This is a genomic window from Pseudomonas sp. 13B_2.1_Bac1, from assembly GCF_025466155.1.
Classification (GTDB): Bacteria; Pseudomonadota; Gammaproteobacteria; order Pseudomonadales; family Pseudomonadaceae; genus Aquipseudomonas; species Aquipseudomonas aylmerensis.
This window is the reverse complement of sequence record NZ_JANLOH010000036.1, coordinates 84,397-102,584: the sequence shown is the minus strand read 5'-3', so window position 1 is coordinate 102,584 and position 18,188 is coordinate 84,397. Positions and strand designations below refer to the sequence as shown.

The window sequence follows — 18,188 nt, the reverse complement described above, 5'->3', positions numbered from 1 at the left end:
TGTAGCTTGTAGCTGAACCTTGTGTCCTCCCATCACCCCCATCTATGTTCCTTCCCCCTTTTTATCAGCGCTTCTAGACTGCGGCATACTTTTCAAAGGTAAGCCGCCATGTCCGAGACGCTGCTCAGTTCCCGCAATCTGGCTTTCGAGCTGTATGAAGTCCTCGATGCCGAGGGCCTGACCCAGCGCGAGCGGTTTGCAGAGCACAATCGCGAAACCTTCGATGCAGCCATCAGCACGGCGCGCAGCATTGCCGAGAAGTACTTCGCACCGCACAACCGCAAGAATGACGAAAACGAACCGCGCTACGAAAACGGCAATGCCATCCTGATTCCGGAAGTGAAGCCGGCGGTGGATGCGTTCCTCGAAGCCGGCTTTCTCAACGCGGCGCGCAGTTTCGAAGCGGGCGGCATGCAACTGCCCACCCTGCTGTCCCAGGCCTGTTTCGCGCATTTCCAATCGGCCAACGCCGCGTCCACGTCGTATCCGTTCCTGACCATGGGCGCCGCCAACCTGATTGAAAGCTTCGGCACCGAGGAGCAGAAACAACGCTTCCTGCAGCCGATGATCGAGGGCCGCTTCTTCGGCACCATGGCCCTCACCGAGCCACATGCCGGTTCATCCCTGTCGGATATTCGTACACGCGCAGAGCCAGCGGCTGACGGTAGCTATCGACTCAAAGGCAACAAGATTTTCATTTCCGGCGGCGATCACCCACTGTCGGAAAACATCGTGCATATGGTGCTGGCCAAGCTGCCGGACGCGCCGCCTGGGGTGAAGGGCATTTCGCTGTTTATCGTGCCCAAGTTCCTGGTCAACGACGACGGCAGCCTGGGGGAACGCAACGACGTGTTGCTGGCGGGGCTGTTCCACAAGATGGGCTGGCGCGGCACCACGTCCACGGCGCTGAATTTCGGCGATAACGGCCACTGTGTCGGCTATCTGGTGGGCAAGCCGCATCAGGGCCTGAGCTGCATGTTCCAGATGATGAATGAGGCGCGCATCGGCGTGGGCATGGGCGCAGTCATGCTCGGTTACGCCGGCTACCTCTATTCCTTGGAGTACGCCCGCGAGCGTCCGCAGGGACGTCTGCCGGACAGCAAGGATCCGACCACCGCACCGGTCTCGATCATTCAGCACGCGGACATAAAACGCATGCTGCTGACCCAGAAATCCTACGTGGAAGGCGCCTTCGATCTGGGCCTCTACGCCGCGCGGCTGTTCGACGACACCACCACCCTGGAAACCGAAGCCGAGCGCAAGCACGCCCACGAACTGCTGGACTTGCTGACCCCGATCGTCAAATCCTGGCCCTCGGAGTTCTGCCTCAAGGCCAACGAGTTGGCGATCCAGATTCTCGGCGGCCACGGCTACACCCGTGAATACCCGGTAGAGCAGTATTACCGCGACAACCGCCTGAACCCGATCCATGAAGGCACCCATGGCATCCAATCCCTGGATTTGCTCGGGCGCAAGCTCGCACAGAACGGCGGGGCGGGCTTGAAGCAACTCATCAGACTGATCGCCGAAACCGGTGCGCGTGCTCAGCAATACCCAAGCCTCACCCCACTCAGGGAACCGCTGGAGCACTTGGTTAACCGCCTGCAAAGCGTGACCATCGGCCTGCTGACGGATCTCGCCCACGGCAAGGTCAACAGCAGCCTGGCGAATTCGGCGCTGTACCTGAAGGTATTCGGGCATACGGTGATTGGCTGGCGCTGGCTGGAACAGGCGATTCGCGCCGAGGAAGGCTTGGTCAGGGGCAATGCGGCGGATGTGGCCTTCTATAAAGGCAAGCTCCAGGCCGCTCGGTACTTCCTGACATGGGAAGTACCAAGCTGCCATCATGAACTGGCGATTCTCGAAGCACGTGATGACACGTGCCTCGGCATGCAGGATGAGTGGTTCTGACCCCTAAGGCTGTCCGATCACCTTGGAAATCACATCGACCGTGGCGCTGACTTGCTCTTGGTAACGGTCGAGTTCCTGCTGGTGAGCCTGCTGCATTTCGATCTGCTCGGCGCACAGGTTCAGCGCCGCCAGCACCAGTAGCTTGTCACCGATCAGGGTAGGGTACTTTTTCTTGGTGGTGGCCAGGGACGCCTTGAGCATGGTCACGGCGTGCATCAGGGTCTTGTCCTCCCCTGCCGGTGCCTTGATCGAGTAATCCTCTCCGAGAATCGAAACGACCTTTATCCCTTCATTCATGCGCTGACAGGCCCTGCGCTCACGCGCTCAACCAACGCCTGGATACGCGCGGCGGTGGCGCCATGCTTTTCTTCCTGTTCCATCAGGTTCAATTGCAGGCTGTCGTTCTCATCCTTGGCGCGAGCCAGTTCGGCCTTGAGGGATTCGTTGCTGCCCAGTAGATCCTGATTCTGCTGTACCAGGTCGCTGACCAGTTGTTCCAGTTGGCTGAGGGATGCTTCTAACATTTTGATTTCTCGGGCTTTTTCAAAGGGCGGTGACGATAAAGAAAATTCACCTCGGATGCCAGGGTTATCCCCGGCGCGCAGCCCGTTTTTTAAGGGCCGGGCCACGCTTTCGAGCCTTAGTGACTGCATTTCCCCCATCTGGTTCCTGAATCAGCGCAACCCCTCGTCAGGTGCGACAAAAACGCACAGCGCCCTTTAGACTTTAGTCGTACGTCCGATAGAGAGGGACACCCCGTCTCATGACCGCACGGATCGCGCTTCTCCCCAGGATTTCCGCATGTCGCTTCGTAATATGAATATTGCTCCGAGGGCCTTCCTCGGCTTCGCGCTGATTGGTGCCCTGATGTTGTTTCTCGGTGTGTTCGCCCTGAACCAGATGAGCAAAATCCGTGGCGCCACCGAAGACATCACGCTGTCCAGCGTGCCGAGCATTCGCGCCCTGGATGAGTTCACCCAACTCACTTTGCGCCTGCGGGTCCTGTCCTATCGCTTGCTGACCAACCGCGAGCCGGAGGTGCAACAAAAAACCCTCGAGGCTTTCGAGCTGCGCAACCAGCAGATCCGCACGGCCCAGGCGGTCTACGAGAAGCTGATCGAGAGCAGCGAGGAGCGTTCGACCTACGACGAATACGTGCGCCTGCTCGGCCAGTACCATCAGATCGAAGAGCGCATGAAAAGCCTGTCGCGCGCCAATCAGGTGGACGAGTTGCGCAGCCTGCTCAACACCGAACTGCTGAGCAACTCCGAGCAGGTCAACGCGGTGCTCACGCGCCTGCTGGACCTCAATAACAAGATGGCCCTGGCCACCAACCAGCAAGCCGAAGACCAGTACGATCTGGCCTTTGACCTGGTGGTGGGCCTGCTGGTAATCGCCACCGCGCTGACCCTGCTGTTCGCCTGGCTGCTGACCCGCAGCATCACCTTGCCGATTTCCCAGGCATTGGGCGCCGCTGAAGAAATCGCCGAAGGCAACCTGACGCGGCCGATCAAGATTGACGGCAACGACGAAGCCGGGCGCCTTTTGGCGGCCATGGCCAAGATGCAGGACAAGCTGCGCGACACCCTGCAGCGTATCGCCGGCTCCGCCACCCAGCTGGCATCGGCGGCTGAAGAGCTGAACGCCGTCACCGACGAAAGCGCCCGCGGCCTGACCCAGCAAAACAACGAAATCGAACAGGCCGCCACGGCCGTCAACGAGATGACCAGCGCCGTCGAAGAAGTCGCGCGCAATGCGGTGAGCACCTCCGAAGCCTCGCGCAATGCCACCACTTCCGCCGGCGACGGGCGTGACCTGGTACAGGAAACCGTCAGCGCGATCGAGCGCATGAGCGGCGACGTGCAAGCCACCGCTACCTTGATCGGCGACCTGGCCAATGAGTCCCGGGATATCGGCAAGGTGCTGGACGTGATTCGCGGCCTGGCCGACCAGACCAACCTGCTGGCCCTCAACGCCGCCATTGAAGCCGCGCGTGCCGGGGAAGCCGGCCGTGGCTTCGCCGTGGTTGCCGATGAAGTGCGCGCCCTGGCCCACCGTACCCAGCAGTCCACCAGCGAGATCGAGCGGATGATCGGCAGCATCCAGGCCGGCACCGAGCACGCGGTGGACTCGATGCGCAACAGCACCGAACGTGCGGAATCGACACTCAACATCGCCAAGGGCGCGGGGATGTCGCTGGACACCATCAACACCGCCATCGTGGAGATCAACGAGCGCAACCTGGTGATCGCCAGCGCGGCGGAAGAGCAAGCGCAAGTGGCGCGGGAAGTGGACCGTAACCTGGTGAACATCCGTGATTTGTCGGTGCAATCCGCCACCGGCGCCAGCCAGACAAGTGCGGCGAGCAGTGAGCTGTCGCGCCTGGCGGTGGATTTGAATGGGATGGTGGGGCGGTTCCGCCTCTGAACCAAAGCCCTCCTGGCAGCGCTGATCCCTTGTGGGAGCTGGCTTGCCTGCGATGCAGGCACCTCGGTGAATCAGGCTCACCGAGGCGATGCTATCGCAGGCAAGCCAGCTCCCACATTTGATCTTCATCGCGCCACGAAACCTTTTTGACAGCGCAGCAATTCAACAGGTTAGAATCGCTGGCACGCAGACTGCATGGTCAGTTTGCGCCCCGTCTTGTTTACTCATGGAGTACTGCCTTTGAATGCGACGACCATCAACAGCCTGTTCTTGATCGGCGCGTTGCTGGTGGGTGCAAGCATTCTGGTGAGTTCTCTTTCGTCCCGCCTGGGCATCCCGATCCTGGTGATCATCCTGGCCGTGGGCATGGTCGCCGGCGTCGATGGCGGCGGCATCATTTTCGATAACTACCCGACCGCCTACCTGGTGGGCAACCTCGCGCTGGCCGTGATCCTGCTGGACGGCGGCCTGCGCACGCGGGTCGCGAGCTTTCGCGTAGCGTTGTGGCCGGCGTTGTCGCTGGCCACGGTCGGGGTGCTGATCACCACCGGCCTCACCGGCATGGCCGCGGCCTGGCTGTTTGACCTCAATATCATCCAGGGCCTGTTGATCGGCGCCATCGTCGGCTCCACGGACGCCGCGGCAGTGTTCTCGCTGCTGGGCGGCAAGGGCCTGAACGAGCGGGTCACCGCCAGCCTGGAAATCGAGTCCGGCAGCAACGACCCGATGGCGGTGTTCCTCACCGTTACCCTGATCGACATGCTTGCCAGCGGCCAGACCGGCCTGCACTGGAGCCTGCTGACGCACCTGGTGCGCGAGTTCGGCATCGGCGGCATCGTCGGCCTGGGCGGCGGCTGGCTGATGCTGCAGATGGTCAACCGCATCAACCTGGCCACGGGCTTGTACCCGATCCTGGTGATCGCCGGCGGCCTGGTGGTGTTCGCCCTGACCAACGCCCTGCACGGCAGCGGCTTCCTCGCCGTGTACCTGTGCGGCCTGGTGATCGGCAACCGCCCGGTGCGCAGCCGTCATGGCATTTTGCATATGCTCGACGGCATGGCCTGGCTCGCGCAGATCGGCATGTTTTTGGTGCTGGGCCTGCTGGTCACGCCCCACGACTTGCTGCCGATCGCGCTGCCGGCCCTGGGCCTGGCGCTGTGGATGATCCTGTTCGCGCGGCCGCTGTCGGTGATGGTCGGCCTGCTGCCGTTCAAGGCGTTCCATGGCCGCGAAAAAGCCTTCATCGCCTGGGTTGGCCTGCGTGGCGCGGTGCCGATCATCCTGGCGGTGTTCCCGCTGATGGCCGGCCTGCCGCATGCGCAGCTGTACTTCAACCTCGCCTTCTTTATCGTGCTGGTGTCATTGCTGGTGCAGGGCACCAGCCTGCCGTGGGTGGCCAAGCTGCTTAAAGTGACGGTACCGCCGGACCCTGCGCCCATCTCGCGCGCGGCCCTGGAAGTGCACGTCACCAGCGAGTGGGAGCTGTTCGTCTACCGCCTGGGCGCGGAAAAATGGTGCATCGGCGCAGCTCTGCGCGAGCTGAAAATGCCCGAAGGCACGCGGATCGCCGCGCTGTTCCGTGGCCAGCAACTGCTCCATCCGTCGGGTAGTACGGTGCTGGAAGTCGACGACCTGCTCTGTGTGATCGGCCACGAACACAACCTGCCAGCCCTGGGCAAACTGTTCAGCCAGGCACCGCAACGCGGCCTGGACCTGCGCTTCTTCGGCGACTTCGTGCTTGAAGGCGACGCCCAGTTGGGCGCGGTTTCCGCCCTGTACGGCCTCAAGCTCGAAGGCATCGACCCGGACATGCCCCTCAGCCGCTTCATCACCCAGAAAGTCGGCGGCGCGCCGGTGGTGGGCGACCAGGTGGAATGGAACAACACCATCTGGACCGTCGCGGTCATGGACGGGAACAAGATCGGCAAAGTCGGCGTCAGATTCCCCGAAGGAAGTCGCCCGGGTCCCGGACTCTTCCTCTAAACTGCGGGGCGACAACGCCCCGATTCTTCACCTTGCTCGACCGGTCTCTATGCCAATCCTGCGCACTTTTCTCGCCACTGCCCTGCTGGGCCTGACCCTTTGTGTCGGCAGCGTACACGCCGCCGACCCGCCCAGCGCCGACGCCATCCAGCAATCCCTGGACAAGCTGCCCGACCGCAAGCTGCCCGACGCCGACATGAAGGCGTTGCAGTCGATCCTGCAGCAGACCCTGAATTACCTGGGCAACAAGCAGGATTACGAGCAGCGCCTCATCGACCTCAAGCGCCAGCTGGAGGACGCCCCGCGCCAGACCACCGACAACCAGCGTGAGCTGACCCGGCTCAAGGCAACCAAGGTCATCCCGGTCGCCCAGCGCTACGCCAGCCTGCCGGTGCCACAGCTGGAACAACTGCTGGTGCAGCGCACCACCCAGCAAGGTGACCTGCAAAAAGAACTGGCAGACGCCAACAGCCTGACCATTGCCGCCCAGACCCGCCCCGAGCGCGCCCAGACCGAAATCAGCAACAGCCAGACGCGCATCCAGCAGATCAATGCGATCCTCAAGGCCGGCAAGGACAATGGCAAAACCATCAGCGGCGACCAGCGCAACCAACTGAACGCCGAACTCGCCGCCCTGAATGCGCTGATCCCTTTGCGTCGCCAGGAACTGGCCGGCAACAGCCAACTGCAAGACCTGGGCAATAGCCAGCACGACCTGGTGGTGGAGAAAACCGCGCGCCTGGAGCAGGAAATCCAGGACCTGCAAACCCTGATCAACCAGAAACGCCTGGCCCAGTCCCAGCAGACGGTAACCCAGCAGTCCATCGAGGCGCAGAAGGCCGGCGGCAGCAGCCTGCTGGCCACCGAGAGCGCGGCCAACCTGAAACTGTCCGACTACCTGCTCAAAAGCACCGACCGCCTCAACGACCTGACCCAGAAAAACCTGCAGACCAAGCAGCAACTGGACACCGTGACCCAGAGCGATTCGGCGCTGGACGAGCAGATCAACGTGCTCAAGGGCAGCCTGCTGCTCTCCAAGATTCTCTACAAACAGAAGCAGGCATTGCCGCGCCTGACGGTGGACCGCGACCTGGCCGATGACATCGCCAACATTCGCCTGTACCAGTTCGAGGTCAACCAGCAGCGCGAGCTGATCAGCTCCCCGAGCACCTACGTCGACAACCTGCTGGCCAACCAGCCACCGGAAGACGTCACGCCACAATTGCGTCGCACCCTGCTGGAGCTGGCGATCACCCGCAGCGACCTGCTGGAGCGCCTGAGCCGTGAACTGAGCGCGCTGCTGAACGAATCCATCACCCTGCAACTGAACCAGAAACAACTGCTCAGCACCGCCACCACCCTGCGCGCGACGCTGGATGAGCAAATGTTCTGGATCCCCAGCAACAAGCCGCTGGACACCGAGTGGCTGGAAACCGTGCCGGCGCACCTGAGCAAGCAAGTCACCACCCTGCCCTGGGCTTCCAGCGTCAGCGAGTTGTACGACGGCCTGACCCAGCGTCCGCTGCTGTTCCTGCCGCTGCTGCTGTTGATCGGCGCGCTGTTGTGGCGCCGCAAGGCCCTGTACCAGCGCCTGAACAAGGTCCACCTGGACATCGGTCACTTCAAGCGCGACAGCCAGTGGCACACGCCGCAGGCCATCCTGATCAATATCCTGCTGGCGATGCCGGTAGCCCTGGGCCTGGCGCTGTGCGGGTATGCGCTGCAGATTGACGCCCGTGGGCAAAACGCCAACCTCGGCGCGGCCTTGCTGCAGATCGCCCAGGCGTGGCTGGTGTTCTACACCGCCTACCGCATCCTCGCGCCGGGTGGCGTGGCCGAGCTGCACTTCCGTTGGGAGAAACCCCAGGTCGAATTCCTCCAGGGCTGGGTGCGCAAGCTCGGGCTGGTGGTGCTGGCCCTGGTGGCGGTGGTGGCAATTGCCGAGCATCAACCGGCGGCATTGGCCGACGACGTGCTGGGCATCGGCGTGGTGCTGCTGTGCTACGCACTGATGGCCTGGCTGCTGGGGCGCCTGTTGCTGAACAGCCCGACGCATGAAAAAGCCTCGCTGTTTCGCAAAGCCGTGGGCCTGCTGTTCACCGCCCTGCCCATCGCGCTGTTTATCGCGGTGCTGTTCGGCTACTACTACACCGCGCTCAAACTCAGCGACCGGCTGATCAACACCCTGTACCTGTTGATGTTCTGGTTGGTGATCGAAGCCACCTTCGTACGCGGCCTGGGTGTCGCCGCGCGGCGCCTGGCTTACGCACGGGCCCTGGCCAAACGCCAGGCTGCCAAGGAAGCCGGCGATGGCGAGGCAGTGATCGAAGAGCCGACGCTGGACATCGAGCAGGTCAACGAACAATCCATGCGCCTGATCCGCCTGGCCTTGCTCGGCGGTTTTATCGCGGCGCTGTATTGGGTCTGGAAAGACCTGATCACCGTGTTCTCCTACCTCGACAACGTCACGCTCTACGAATACACCAGCGGCACCGGCGCCAATATCAGCATGGTGCCGATCAGCATCGGCGACCTGCTGGGGGCGTCGATCATTGTCGGCATCACCTTCGCCCTCGCGCGCAACCTGCCCGGCTTGCTGGAAGTGCTGGTGCTGTCCAAGCTGGACCTGGCCCAGGGCAGCGCGTACGCGACCACCACCTTGCTGTCCTATGTGATTGCCGGCGTCGGCTTTGTCTCGACCCTGTCGACCCTCGGCGTGAGCTGGGACAAGCTGCAATGGCTGGTCGCGGCGCTGTCGGTGGGATTGGGCTTCGGGATGCAGGAGATCTTCGCCAACTTCATCTCCGGCATCATGATCCTGTTCGAACGCCCGGTGCGGATCGGCGACACCATCACCATCGGCAACCTGTCGGGCACGGTGAGCAAGATCCGCATCCGCGCCACCACCATCACCGATTTCGACCGCAAGGACATCATTGTCCCGAACAAGACCTTCATCACCGGGCAACTGATCAACTGGTCACTGACCGACACCATCACCCGCGTCACGCTCAAGCTTGGCGTGGACTACGGCTCCGACCTGGACCGCGTGAAGGAACTCCTGCTCAAGGCCGCCCGCGAGAACCCGCGAGTGCTCAAGGAACCGGAGCCACACGTGTACTTCCTCAACTTCGGCGAAAGCACCCTCGACCACGAACTGCGCATGCACGTGCGCGACCTGGGCGACCGCAACCCGGTGATCGACGAAGTGAACCGCTTTATCAACCGCGAATTCAAGAAAGAGCACATCAACATTTCGTTCCGCCAGATGGAGGTCTACCTGAAGAACCTCCACGGCCAGGAATACAAACTGGTCGAAGTCGACACCCCGGCCAAACCCGCCAATGACGGCGGCGTGCAAGAACCGCCGCCGGGTAAACTCGACTAAACGCCCTATCCCCAGCAGAATGCTCGGACATTCTGCTGGAGATGGCCGGTGAAAGCCCTCGACGAACTGACCTTCGACAACCGCTTCGCACGCCTGGGCGACGCGTTCTCAACCCACGTCCTGCCTGAACCCCTCGATGCGCCGCGCCTTGTGGTGGCGAGCGATGCCGCCATGGCCTTGCTCGACCTCGACCCGGCCGTGGCTGAAACGCCGGTGTTCGCCGAGCTGTTTGGCGGCCACAAGCTGTGGGCCGAGGCGGAACCGCGGGCGATGGTCTATTCCGGGCATCAGTTCGGTGGCTACACGCCACAATTGGGCGATGGGCGGGGGCTGCTGCTGGGCGAGGTGTACAACCAGGCCGGCGAGCACTGGGACCTGCACCTCAAGGGCGCCGGCATGACGCCGTACTCGCGCATGGGCGATGGGCGCGCGGTGCTGCGTTCGTCGATTCGGGAGTTCCTGGCCTCAGAAGCGCTGCACGCGCTGGGCATTCCCAGCAGCCGGGCCCTCTGCGTGGTCGGCTCCGATACCCCGGTGTGGCGTGAGAAACAGGAGCGCGGCGCGATGGTGCTGCGCCTGGCCCACAGCCATGTCCGCTTCGGCCATTTCGAATATTTCTACTACACCAAAAAGCCCGAACAGCAGGCGCAATTGGCCGAGCACGTGCTCAACCTGCACTACCCCGAGTGCCGCGAGCAGCCTGAGCCGTACCTGGCGATGTTCCGTGAGATCGTCGAGCGCAATGCCGAGATGATTGCCAAATGGCAGGCCTACGGCTTCTGCCACGGCGTGATGAACACCGACAACATGTCGATCCTCGGCATCACCTTCGACTTCGGGCCGTTTGCGTTTCTCGACGACTTTGACGCGCACTTCATCTGCAACCACTCGGACCATGAAGGGCGCTATTCCTTCAGCAACCAGGTGCCGATCGGCCAATGGAACCTCAGCGCCCTGGCGCAGGCGTTGACGCCGTTCATCAGCGTCGATGCCTTGAAGGAAGCGCTGGGCCTGTACCTGCCGCTGTATCAGGCCCACTACCTGGACCTGATGCGCCGTCGTTTGGGGCTGACCACCGCCGAGGACGATGATCAGGCGCTGGTCGAGCGCTTATTGAAGCTGATGCAGAACAGCGGTGTGGATTACACCCTGTTCTTCCGGCGCCTGGGCGATGAACCAGCGGCACTGGCCGTGACCCGCTTGCGTGATGATTTTGTCGACCTGGCCGGTTTCGACGCCTGGGCCGAGCGCTACACAGCCCGCGTTGCAAGGGACGGGGCATACACTGAAGAACAGCGACGCGCGCGCATGCATGCGGTCAACCCGCTGTACATCCTGCGCAACTACCTCGCACAAAACGCCATCACCGCCGCCGAGTCCGGCGATTACAGCGAAGTGCGGCGGCTGCACGAGGTGCTTTCCAAGCCGTTCGAGGAGCAAGCGGGCGTGGAGCAATACGCGCAACGCCCGCCGGATTGGGGCAAGCATTTGGAGATCAGTTGTTCGTCGTAGGCGCTACTGTTGTAGTGAGCGGGCTTGTCCCGCTCACTACAACCTTGATAACTATCTGCCCCGGCTCCACATAGAACCTATTGGTCATTCCAGGAGCCCACCATGTCCGAACCTCTCGTAATCCCGTGCCCCCATTGCAACGGCCTCAACCGCATCCCCGGCGAACGCCTGGGCGATGCGCCAAAATGCGGGCGCTGCAAGCAGCAGGTTTTGCTGAACACGCCGTTCGAGCTGAAACAAGGTGACTACACCAGTCAGATCAAAGGCGATTTGCCGTTGCTGGTGGATGTCTGGGCTGAATGGTGCGGGCCGTGCAAGTCATTTGCGCCGGTGTTTGAGCAAGCGGCTGGGCAGCTGGAGGGCAAGTGCCGATTGGCCAAGCTCGACAGCGAAGCGAATCAGCAGTTGTCGGCGCAGTTGGGGATTCGCTCGATCCCGAGTTTGATTCTGTTCAAGAACGGCCGCGAAGTGGCGCGCCAGAGTGGGGCGTTTCCGTTGCCGCAGTTGATGGCGTGGTTACGCAGCCAGGGCGTATAACTCCCCCCTGAGAACAACACCTATCAAATGTGGGAGCGGGCTTGCTCGCGAATGCGCAGTGTCAGTCGATGCATAGGCTGAATGACACACCGCATTCGCGAGCAAGCCCGCTCCCACATTTTTTGACCGCGTTTAACCTCAGGCCAGCGGGGCTTCGCGGTCCATGATCAGACCGACCAGCAGTACGCCCAGCTCACTCAACTGGTGGATGGCCAGTGCCAGGTCGCGGTGTTCGCCGGTGAGGTCGTTGGACAAGTTGAGTAACAGGGTGCGCACGGAAGAGAAGGTTTCGTAGCTGTTTAGCACGAGGGTTTCGGTGGAGAGGTTGGGTGTGACGGTAAATAGCATGCTTTTCGTTCTCTGATAGGACCATCACCTACTCGCTACTAAACGAGGGCGGCAGCTGTACGCAGGTTAGTAGACCGGGAACGAAAGCAAAAACCGGCGCACCCGAAGGTGCCCTGCGCACAGCTGCCATGATGATGGAGCGGCGCACATGCTTTCGTCTGATTGGGCTACTAAACCCGGTCACTGAACATTCAGCGACCGACGAACCTTAAGAGACACCCCTCCAGACGCACAAGCCGGCGGATTCTGTCTTACCTGTAGGCAACGATACAAGGCAGAACCCCAATTGCCAGACCTGTCCTACAGCCTGTGTGGGACAAATCCAAATCTTCGTGCCAGAACGCAAAACAAAATGTGGGAGCTGGCTTGCCTGCGATGCAGGCGATTCGGTCTGCCTGATACACCGAGGCGATGCCATCGCAGGCAAGCCAGCTCCCACACTGATTGCATTTCACATTAAGGTCAGCATTGCCTGTCAGATCAGGCGTTTTCCAGCAGGTTATGCAGCTCCACAAATTGCTGCGTGAGCTTGTGCCGTGGGTCCAGGTGGATCAACGGCTTGCTCTCCTGGTGCGACTCGCGCATGCGTACCGAACTGGCCAGGTACACCGGCAGCACCGGCAGGCCTTCGGCGATCAACTCGTCGAGCATCTGCTGCGGCAAGCTCGCCCGCGCCTGGAACTGATTGACCACGATGCCTTCCACTTCCAGGCCTTCGTTGTGGTCTTCCTTCAATTCTTCGATTTCCGCCAGCAGGCCATACAAGGCCTGGCGCGAGAAGCTGTCGCAATCGAAGGGGATCAGCACACGATCGGCGGCAATCAGCGCCGAAACCGCATAGAAATTCAGGGCCGGCGGCGTATCCAGGTAGATCCGGTCGTAATCTTCGCTCAATTCGTCCAGCAGCTTTCGCAGCTTGTTGATCTTGTGCTTGGCCTCAAGCTTGGGCTGCAGGTCCGCCAGTTCAGCAGTCGCGGTGATGACGTGCAAGTTGTCGAATGGCGTTTCGTAGATATCGACCTGGTTTTTCTTGGAAAACGGCCCGGATGAGAGGGTTTGCTTGAAAAAATCCGCGATCCCCATGGGGATATCGTCGCCCGTCAGCCCGGTGAGGTACTGGGTTGAGTTGGCTTGTGCATCGAGGTCCACCAACAGGGTTCGATAGCCTTCACTGGCGCTGACCGCCGCCAGGTTGCAGGCGATGCTGGACTTGCCAACGCCGCCTTTCTGATTGAACACCACACGCCGCATGGAAAAACCTCCGTGTATCAATGAATGTCCGAGTGTAGAGGGCAAAAGCGCCTGTTAGCTACCTCGTTCATCCATGCACTGCTGCATTAAAGTCGGCATGTAGTACGTCACACACGAAGAATCAGGAAGGGTCCGACAACCCAGCCGACCTTCGGTAACCGACAATGTGTAAATCCCCTCCACTAATTTGTAATCAGCCGTGCACAAATATTTACCAAAGTTTGCTAGAACCCCACGGCAACGGGATAATGCGCGCCATTCGGCTACTGCTCCCTGTCCCGGTATTCGGGGCCAACGGCTGCACATGGAAGCCCGCAGGGGCGGGATATCTTCTCAGTGATCACTTTCAACATCGCCCAATGGCGCGCCTGGGCCCCTGGCCTGGAGAGCGCGGACGACTGGCACGCCTGGTGCCGGAATCCGGTGTTGCTGCCCGAAAGCGAAGCCTGCCCCGACGTGTCATTCCTGCCGGCCATGCAGCGCCGGCGCCTGAGCCGCCTGGCGCGCATGGCCTTCAGCGTGGGCTGGCCACTGGCCGAAGGCCTGCAGGACTTGCCCCTGGTGTTTATTTCCCGGCACGGCGAGACCCCGCGCACCCTCGATATCCTCACTGACCTGGCCAACGACCAGCCACTGTCGCCGACCCAGTTCAGCCTGTCGGTGCATAACGCGGTGATTGGCCTGTGGTCGATCCTGCGTAATGAAACCAGCGAAATGACCGCCCTGGCGGCCGCCGGTGATGGCCTGGAGCACGGCATGCTCGAAGCCGCCGCGCTGCTCAACGAGGGCGCCTCGGCGGTCTTGCTGGTGATCACCGAAGAACAGCCGCCCGAGGCCTACGCCAGCTGGATCCACGACGTGCCCTTTCCCTACGCCCTCGGCCTGCTGCTGACGCCCGGCGACGAGTGGCAGTTGGAACTCAGCCCCGGCACTGTCCAACCCACTCAAACCCAGTGGCCTCACGCCCTGAACCTGCTGCGCACCCTGCTCACCGACCAGGTCGCCTGCCAACATGCCTGGAAGAACCGCGTATGGAACTGGCAACGCAAGCCTTGACCGACAAACCCCGGGACGCCTACTACTGGCGCCTGATCGCCACCGCAGCCAGCTTCGTGCTGTTCGGTTTCGGCGGGCTGTGCCTGCGTTTGCTGGTGTTCCCCCTGCTCAGCTGCCTGCCGGGCGACGCCACCCAACACCGGCGCCGCGCCCGTCACACCATCAGCTGGCTGTTCTGGTTCTTTATCCGCCTGATGCAACGCGCCGGGGTGCTGACCTTCAGTGTCGAAGGCGCGGAAAAGCTCGGCCGCCCGGGCCAGATGATCATCGCCAACCACCCGTCGCTGATCGATGTGGTGTTCCTGATTGGCCTGGTGCGCCAGGCCAACTGTGTGGTCAAGCAAAGCCTGTGGCAAAACCCGTTCACCCGAGGACCGGTGCGCGACGCGGGTTATATCAGCAACGACGGCAGCGCCGAGATGCTCGATGCCGCCGCTGGCGCGCTGCAGGCCGGGCAAACCCTGATCATCTTTCCGGAAGGCACCCGCACCACACCCGGCGCGGCGCCTGCCTTTCATCGCGGGGGCGCCGCCATTGCGCTGCGCGGTGCGACAATCATCACCCCCGTGGTGATCAAGGTCAGCCCCACCACCCTGACCAAGGCCGAACCCTGGTATCGCATCCCAAAATGCCGCGTGCACTTCAGTTTGCGGGTGGGTGCCGATATAGAACCACAGGCCTTCGCGGCATTGGGGCCTGCGCCCCAGGCTTCACGCAAGCTCAACGATTACCTGCACCACTATTTTATTAAGGAGCTCGCCGAAGATGAGCGACCAACACCGCCTTGAGCACGACATAAAGACGCTGATCATCGAGGCCCTGGGCCTGGAAGACATCAGCGCCGACGACATCGGCAGCGAACAAACCCTGTTCGGCGAAGGCCTGGGCCTGGATTCGGTCGACGCCCTGGAATTGGGCCTCGCGATCCAGAAAAAGTACGACATCAAAATCGATGCCGACGCCAAGGACACCCGCAATCACTTCACCAACGTGGCCAGCCTCGCGGCGTTCGTCACGGCCAGACAGGCAGCTTGAGACCGGACCATGCAAACTCGTGACGATATTTTCAACACCCTGCGCGATGCCTTGGTGGAACTGTTTGAACTGCCGCCTGAGCGCGTCACTCTCGACGCCAACCTGTACCAGGACCTGGAAATCGACAGCATCGACGCCGTCGACCTGATCGACCATATCAAGCGCCAGACCGGCAAGAAGATCGCTGCCGAAGAGTTCAAGGCCGTGCGCACCGTCAACGACGTGGTAGAGGCGGTGTACCGTCTGGTCACGCCGGCCGCATGAGCCGGCTGATCGGCCTTGGCCTGTTGCTGGCGGGGCTGCTGTACCCCTTTGCGGTGTATTACGGCACCGAGCACTTCGCGCCGTGGCAATTCGGCCTGCTGCTCGGCAGTTTGTGGCTGTTGCGCGCGTTGACCGGTGCGCGGCGCCCCGGCAGCCGCTGGATGGCGGTGGCCGTGATCGTGTTCTGCCTGTTGCTGGCCTGGTTCGACAACCCGCACCTGCTGCGCTGGTACCCGAGCCTGGTCAGCGCGTTCATGCTCGCGCTGTTCGGCCTGAGCCTGAAATACGGCCCGCCGATGGTCGAGCGCCTGGCGCGCATGACCGACCCGCAGCTGCCCCCCCACGCGATTGTGTATACGCGCCAGGTCACCGTGGTGTGGAGTGTTTTTTTTCTGTGTAATGGCCTGCTCGCCGCCGCGCTCACCCTGTGGGCGCCGCTGAGTTGGTGGACGTTGTACAACGGCCTGATCGCCTACGGGCTGATGGGGCTGTTGTTTGCCGTGGAATGGCTGGTACGACAAAGGGTTCGAGGCCGCGTATGAAAGGGTTGAAACTTGAGCACCTGTTGCTCGAGCCGCTGCAACAGCGTTTGGTGACCACCGAACCTGCAATGAATCACGCTGAACTGTGGGAACACGCCCTGAGCCTGGCCGCAGGCCTGCAGGCGCTTGGCATCCAGCGCCTGGCCGTGCACCTGGAAGACGCCGGCGTACTGGCGATTGCCCTGCTGGGCGCCTGGCGTGCCGGGGTCAGCGTGCTGCTGCCCGCCGACCTGCAACCCCAGACCCGCCAACGCTGGGACGAGGCCGTCGACGCCTGGCTGGTGGAAGCTGCCGACCTCGACGCGCTGTATCAGTCGCCCTTGAGCCCTGCTGCCCTCGACCTTGACGCCTGCCAACTGAGCCTGTGCACCTCGGGCTCCAGCGGCGAGCCCAAGCGCATCGACAAGACCCTGCGTCAGTTGGCCAATGAAGTCCAGGCGCTGGAAGCCTTGTGGGGCGCGGACGTGAAAGACGCGTGCATCATCGGCAGCGTCGCCACCCAGCATATCTACGGCTTGCTGTTCCGTGTGCTGTGGCCGCTGTGCGCCGGTCGCACTTTTGTGCGCAGGCAACTGGCATTCCCCGAAGACCTGCAGCGCGCCAGCCGCGAGCACCCGCACTTTGCCTGGGTCGCCAGCCCGGCGCTGCTCAAGCGCATGGGCGACAACCTCGACTGGCCGGCACTGAGCCAGGTGGCGAGAGTGTTCTCGTCCGGCGGCGCCTTGCCCCTCGAGGCGGCCACCAGCCTTTACGAGCGCCTGGAGCAATGGCCGACGGAAATCCTCGGCAGCTCCGAGACCGGCGGCATCGCCTGGCGCCAGGGCGCGCAACCCTGGCAACCATTCGCCGACGTGCAACTGAGCCAGGACGCCGACGGCGCGCTGCGTATCGCCTCGCCTTACCTGCCCGCCGGGCATATTGAACAGACTGCCGACGCTGCCCGAATCCATCCAGATGGCCGTTTCGAGCTGCTGGGTCGCCTGGACCGCATCGTCAAGCTGGAAGAAAAACGCATCTCGCTGCCGATGCTCGAACAGGCGCTGATGGCTCACGCTTGGGTCGCCGAAACCCGCCTGGGCGTGGTACAGGAAAATCGCGCGTCCCTCGGCGCGTTGGTGGTGTTGAGCGCCGAAGGCCTGCACGCCCTGCGCAACCAGGGCCGGCGCACCGTCACCCAAACCCTGCGCCAGCACCTCAGCCAGCATTGCGAAGCCCTGGCCCTGCCGCGGCGCTGGCGCCTGCTGCGCCAATTGCCGCTGAACAGCCAGGGCAAGCTCCCGCAGGCCGACGTCGAAGCACTGCTGCTGGCGCCACGACCAAAAGCCCCGGAAGTGCTGGAGCAGGTAAAAGCGGATGGCGAATGGACCCTGCAACTGAGTGTGCCGCCGGACCTGGCTTACTTCAGCGGCCACTTCCCGGTCACTCCGGTGCTGCCCGGCGTGGTACAGGTGGAATGGGCCTTCAACCTCGGCCAGCAACTGCTGGACCTGCCGACGACCTTTGCCGGCATGGAAGTGCTCAAGTTCCAGCAACTGGTACGCCCGGGCGACCGTATCGAACTGCACCTGCGCTTTGATACAGAGCGCGCCAAGCTGTACTTCGCCTACCGCAATAGCGTGGCGGCCTGCTCCAGTGGCCGGATAGTGCTGGAGGCGAAAAATGCATAACCTCTTGTGGCAAGCAGGTTCGTCGTGGCAAGCAGGCTTTTTGTGGCAAACAGGCTTTTTGTGGCGAGCGGGCTTGTTGTGGCGAGCGGGCTTGCCCCGCGTTGGGCTGCGAAGCAGCCCCAAAACCAGCCAACTCGGTATGCCTGGAAGACCCCGTCGACCTTATTGGGGCCGCTTCGCAGCCCAACGCGGGGCAAGCCCGCTCACCACAGGGAGCTTGCTCATCACAGGGAGCTTGCTAACCACAGGGAGCTTGCTCATCACAAG

The 18,188-nt window shown here is 62.2% G+C and carries 16 protein-coding genes and 1 pseudogene; 13 read left to right on the top strand and 4 right to left on the bottom strand.

The window, feature by feature from the left end:
* The first annotated feature begins 108 nt into the window (after window positions 1–108).
* Window positions 109–1,911, top strand: coding sequence for an acyl-CoA dehydrogenase (locus NTD80_RS07870; protein WP_262133013.1), 1,803 nt, complete (start codon window positions 109–111; stop codon window positions 1,909–1,911).
* A 3-nt stretch (window positions 1,912–1,914) separates the two neighbouring features.
* On the opposite strand, the gene NTD80_RS07865 is transcribed toward NTD80_RS07870, so the two are convergent.
* Together NTD80_RS07865 and NTD80_RS07860 are read right to left on the bottom strand one after the other, a co-directional pair.
* Window positions 1,915–2,208, bottom strand: a complete 294-nt coding sequence (locus NTD80_RS07865; protein WP_065899998.1) for a cell division protein ZapA — start codon at window positions 2,206–2,208, stop codon at window positions 1,915–1,917.
* A complete protein-coding gene (locus NTD80_RS07860; protein WP_012721849.1) occupies window positions 2,205–2,435 on the bottom strand; it encodes a hypothetical protein in 231 nt (76 codons plus the stop codon). Before NTD80_RS07860 ends, NTD80_RS07865 begins: the two co-directional genes overlap by 4 nt.
* Before the next feature lie 277 nt (window positions 2,436–2,712).
* On the opposite strand from NTD80_RS07860, the pseudogene NTD80_RS31320 reads away from it, so the two are divergent.
* From NTD80_RS31320 to trxC, 6 genes and pseudogenes are all read left to right on the top strand, one after another.
* Window positions 2,713–3,435, top strand: a pseudogene (locus NTD80_RS31320) (MCP four helix bundle domain-containing protein); the annotation flags it as partial.
* 30 nt (window positions 3,436–3,465) lie between these two features.
* The gene (locus NTD80_RS31315) at window positions 3,466–4,338 is read left to right on the top strand and encodes a methyl-accepting chemotaxis protein (protein WP_370694346.1); all 873 of its coding nucleotides are present in this window, start codon (window positions 3,466–3,468) and stop codon (window positions 4,336–4,338) included.
* A gap of 240 nt (window positions 4,339–4,578) precedes the next feature.
* Complete coding sequence (locus NTD80_RS07850) at window positions 4,579–6,321, top strand: potassium/proton antiporter (protein WP_065899995.1); 1,743 nt, start codon at window positions 4,579–4,581, stop codon at window positions 6,319–6,321.
* A gap of 49 nt (window positions 6,322–6,370) precedes the next feature.
* Window positions 6,371–9,709, top strand: a complete 3,339-nt coding sequence (gene mscK / locus NTD80_RS07845; protein WP_106805357.1) for a mechanosensitive channel MscK — start codon at window positions 6,371–6,373, stop codon at window positions 9,707–9,709.
* Window positions 9,710–9,757: 48 nt separating this feature from the next.
* Window positions 9,758–11,221, top strand: coding sequence for a protein adenylyltransferase SelO (selO, locus tag NTD80_RS07840; protein WP_262133009.1), 1,464 nt, complete (start codon window positions 9,758–9,760; stop codon window positions 11,219–11,221).
* A 102-nt stretch (window positions 11,222–11,323) separates the two neighbouring features.
* A complete protein-coding gene (gene trxC, locus NTD80_RS07835) occupies window positions 11,324–11,758 on the top strand; it encodes a thioredoxin TrxC (protein WP_262133007.1) in 435 nt (144 codons plus the stop codon).
* Between the two features lie 138 nt (window positions 11,759–11,896).
* Here trxC and NTD80_RS07830 read toward each other — a convergent pair whose 3' ends face one another.
* Window positions 11,897–12,106: a DUF6124 family protein gene (locus NTD80_RS07830; RefSeq protein WP_262133006.1), complete on the bottom strand. Its 210-nt coding sequence runs from the start codon at window positions 12,104–12,106 to the stop codon at window positions 11,897–11,899.
* 480 nt (window positions 12,107–12,586) lie between these two features.
* Entirely contained in the window at window positions 12,587–13,357 is a 771-nt protein-coding gene (locus tag NTD80_RS07825; RefSeq protein ID WP_065899988.1) for a ParA family protein, read from the bottom strand.
* 336 nt (window positions 13,358–13,693) lie between these two features.
* Here NTD80_RS07825 and NTD80_RS07820 point away from each other — a divergent pair, with 336 nt between their 5' ends.
* The 6 genes from NTD80_RS07820 to NTD80_RS07795 are packed head-to-tail and all read left to right on the top strand — an operon-like array spanning window position 13,694 to window position 17,921.
* Window positions 13,694–14,413 (top strand): beta-ketoacyl synthase chain length factor, encoded by a 720-nt coding sequence (locus tag NTD80_RS07820; RefSeq protein ID WP_065899986.1) that lies wholly within the window; start codon window positions 13,694–13,696, stop codon window positions 14,411–14,413.
* On the top strand, window positions 14,389–15,201 hold the full coding sequence (locus NTD80_RS07815) for a lysophospholipid acyltransferase family protein (protein WP_065899984.1): 813 nt from the start codon (window positions 14,389–14,391) through the stop codon (window positions 15,199–15,201). The genes NTD80_RS07820 and NTD80_RS07815 overlap by 25 nt, the downstream gene beginning before the upstream one ends.
* Entirely contained in the window at window positions 15,179–15,448 is a 270-nt protein-coding gene (locus tag NTD80_RS07810) for a phosphopantetheine-binding protein (RefSeq protein ID WP_262133004.1), read from the top strand. Before NTD80_RS07815 ends, NTD80_RS07810 begins: the two co-directional genes overlap by 23 nt.
* A gap of 9 nt (window positions 15,449–15,457) precedes the next feature.
* Window positions 15,458–15,712, top strand: a complete 255-nt coding sequence (locus tag NTD80_RS07805; protein ID WP_016979215.1) for an acyl carrier protein — start codon at window positions 15,458–15,460, stop codon at window positions 15,710–15,712.
* Entirely contained in the window at window positions 15,709–16,254 is a 546-nt protein-coding gene (locus NTD80_RS07800) for a hypothetical protein (RefSeq protein ID WP_065899980.1), read from the top strand. The genes NTD80_RS07805 and NTD80_RS07800 overlap by 4 nt, the downstream gene beginning before the upstream one ends.
* On the top strand, window positions 16,251–17,921 hold the full coding sequence (locus tag NTD80_RS07795) for an AMP-binding protein (protein ID WP_262133002.1): 1,671 nt from the start codon (window positions 16,251–16,253) through the stop codon (window positions 17,919–17,921). The genes NTD80_RS07800 and NTD80_RS07795 overlap by 4 nt, the downstream gene beginning before the upstream one ends.
* The last annotated feature ends 267 nt before the right edge of the window (window positions 17,922–18,188 follow it).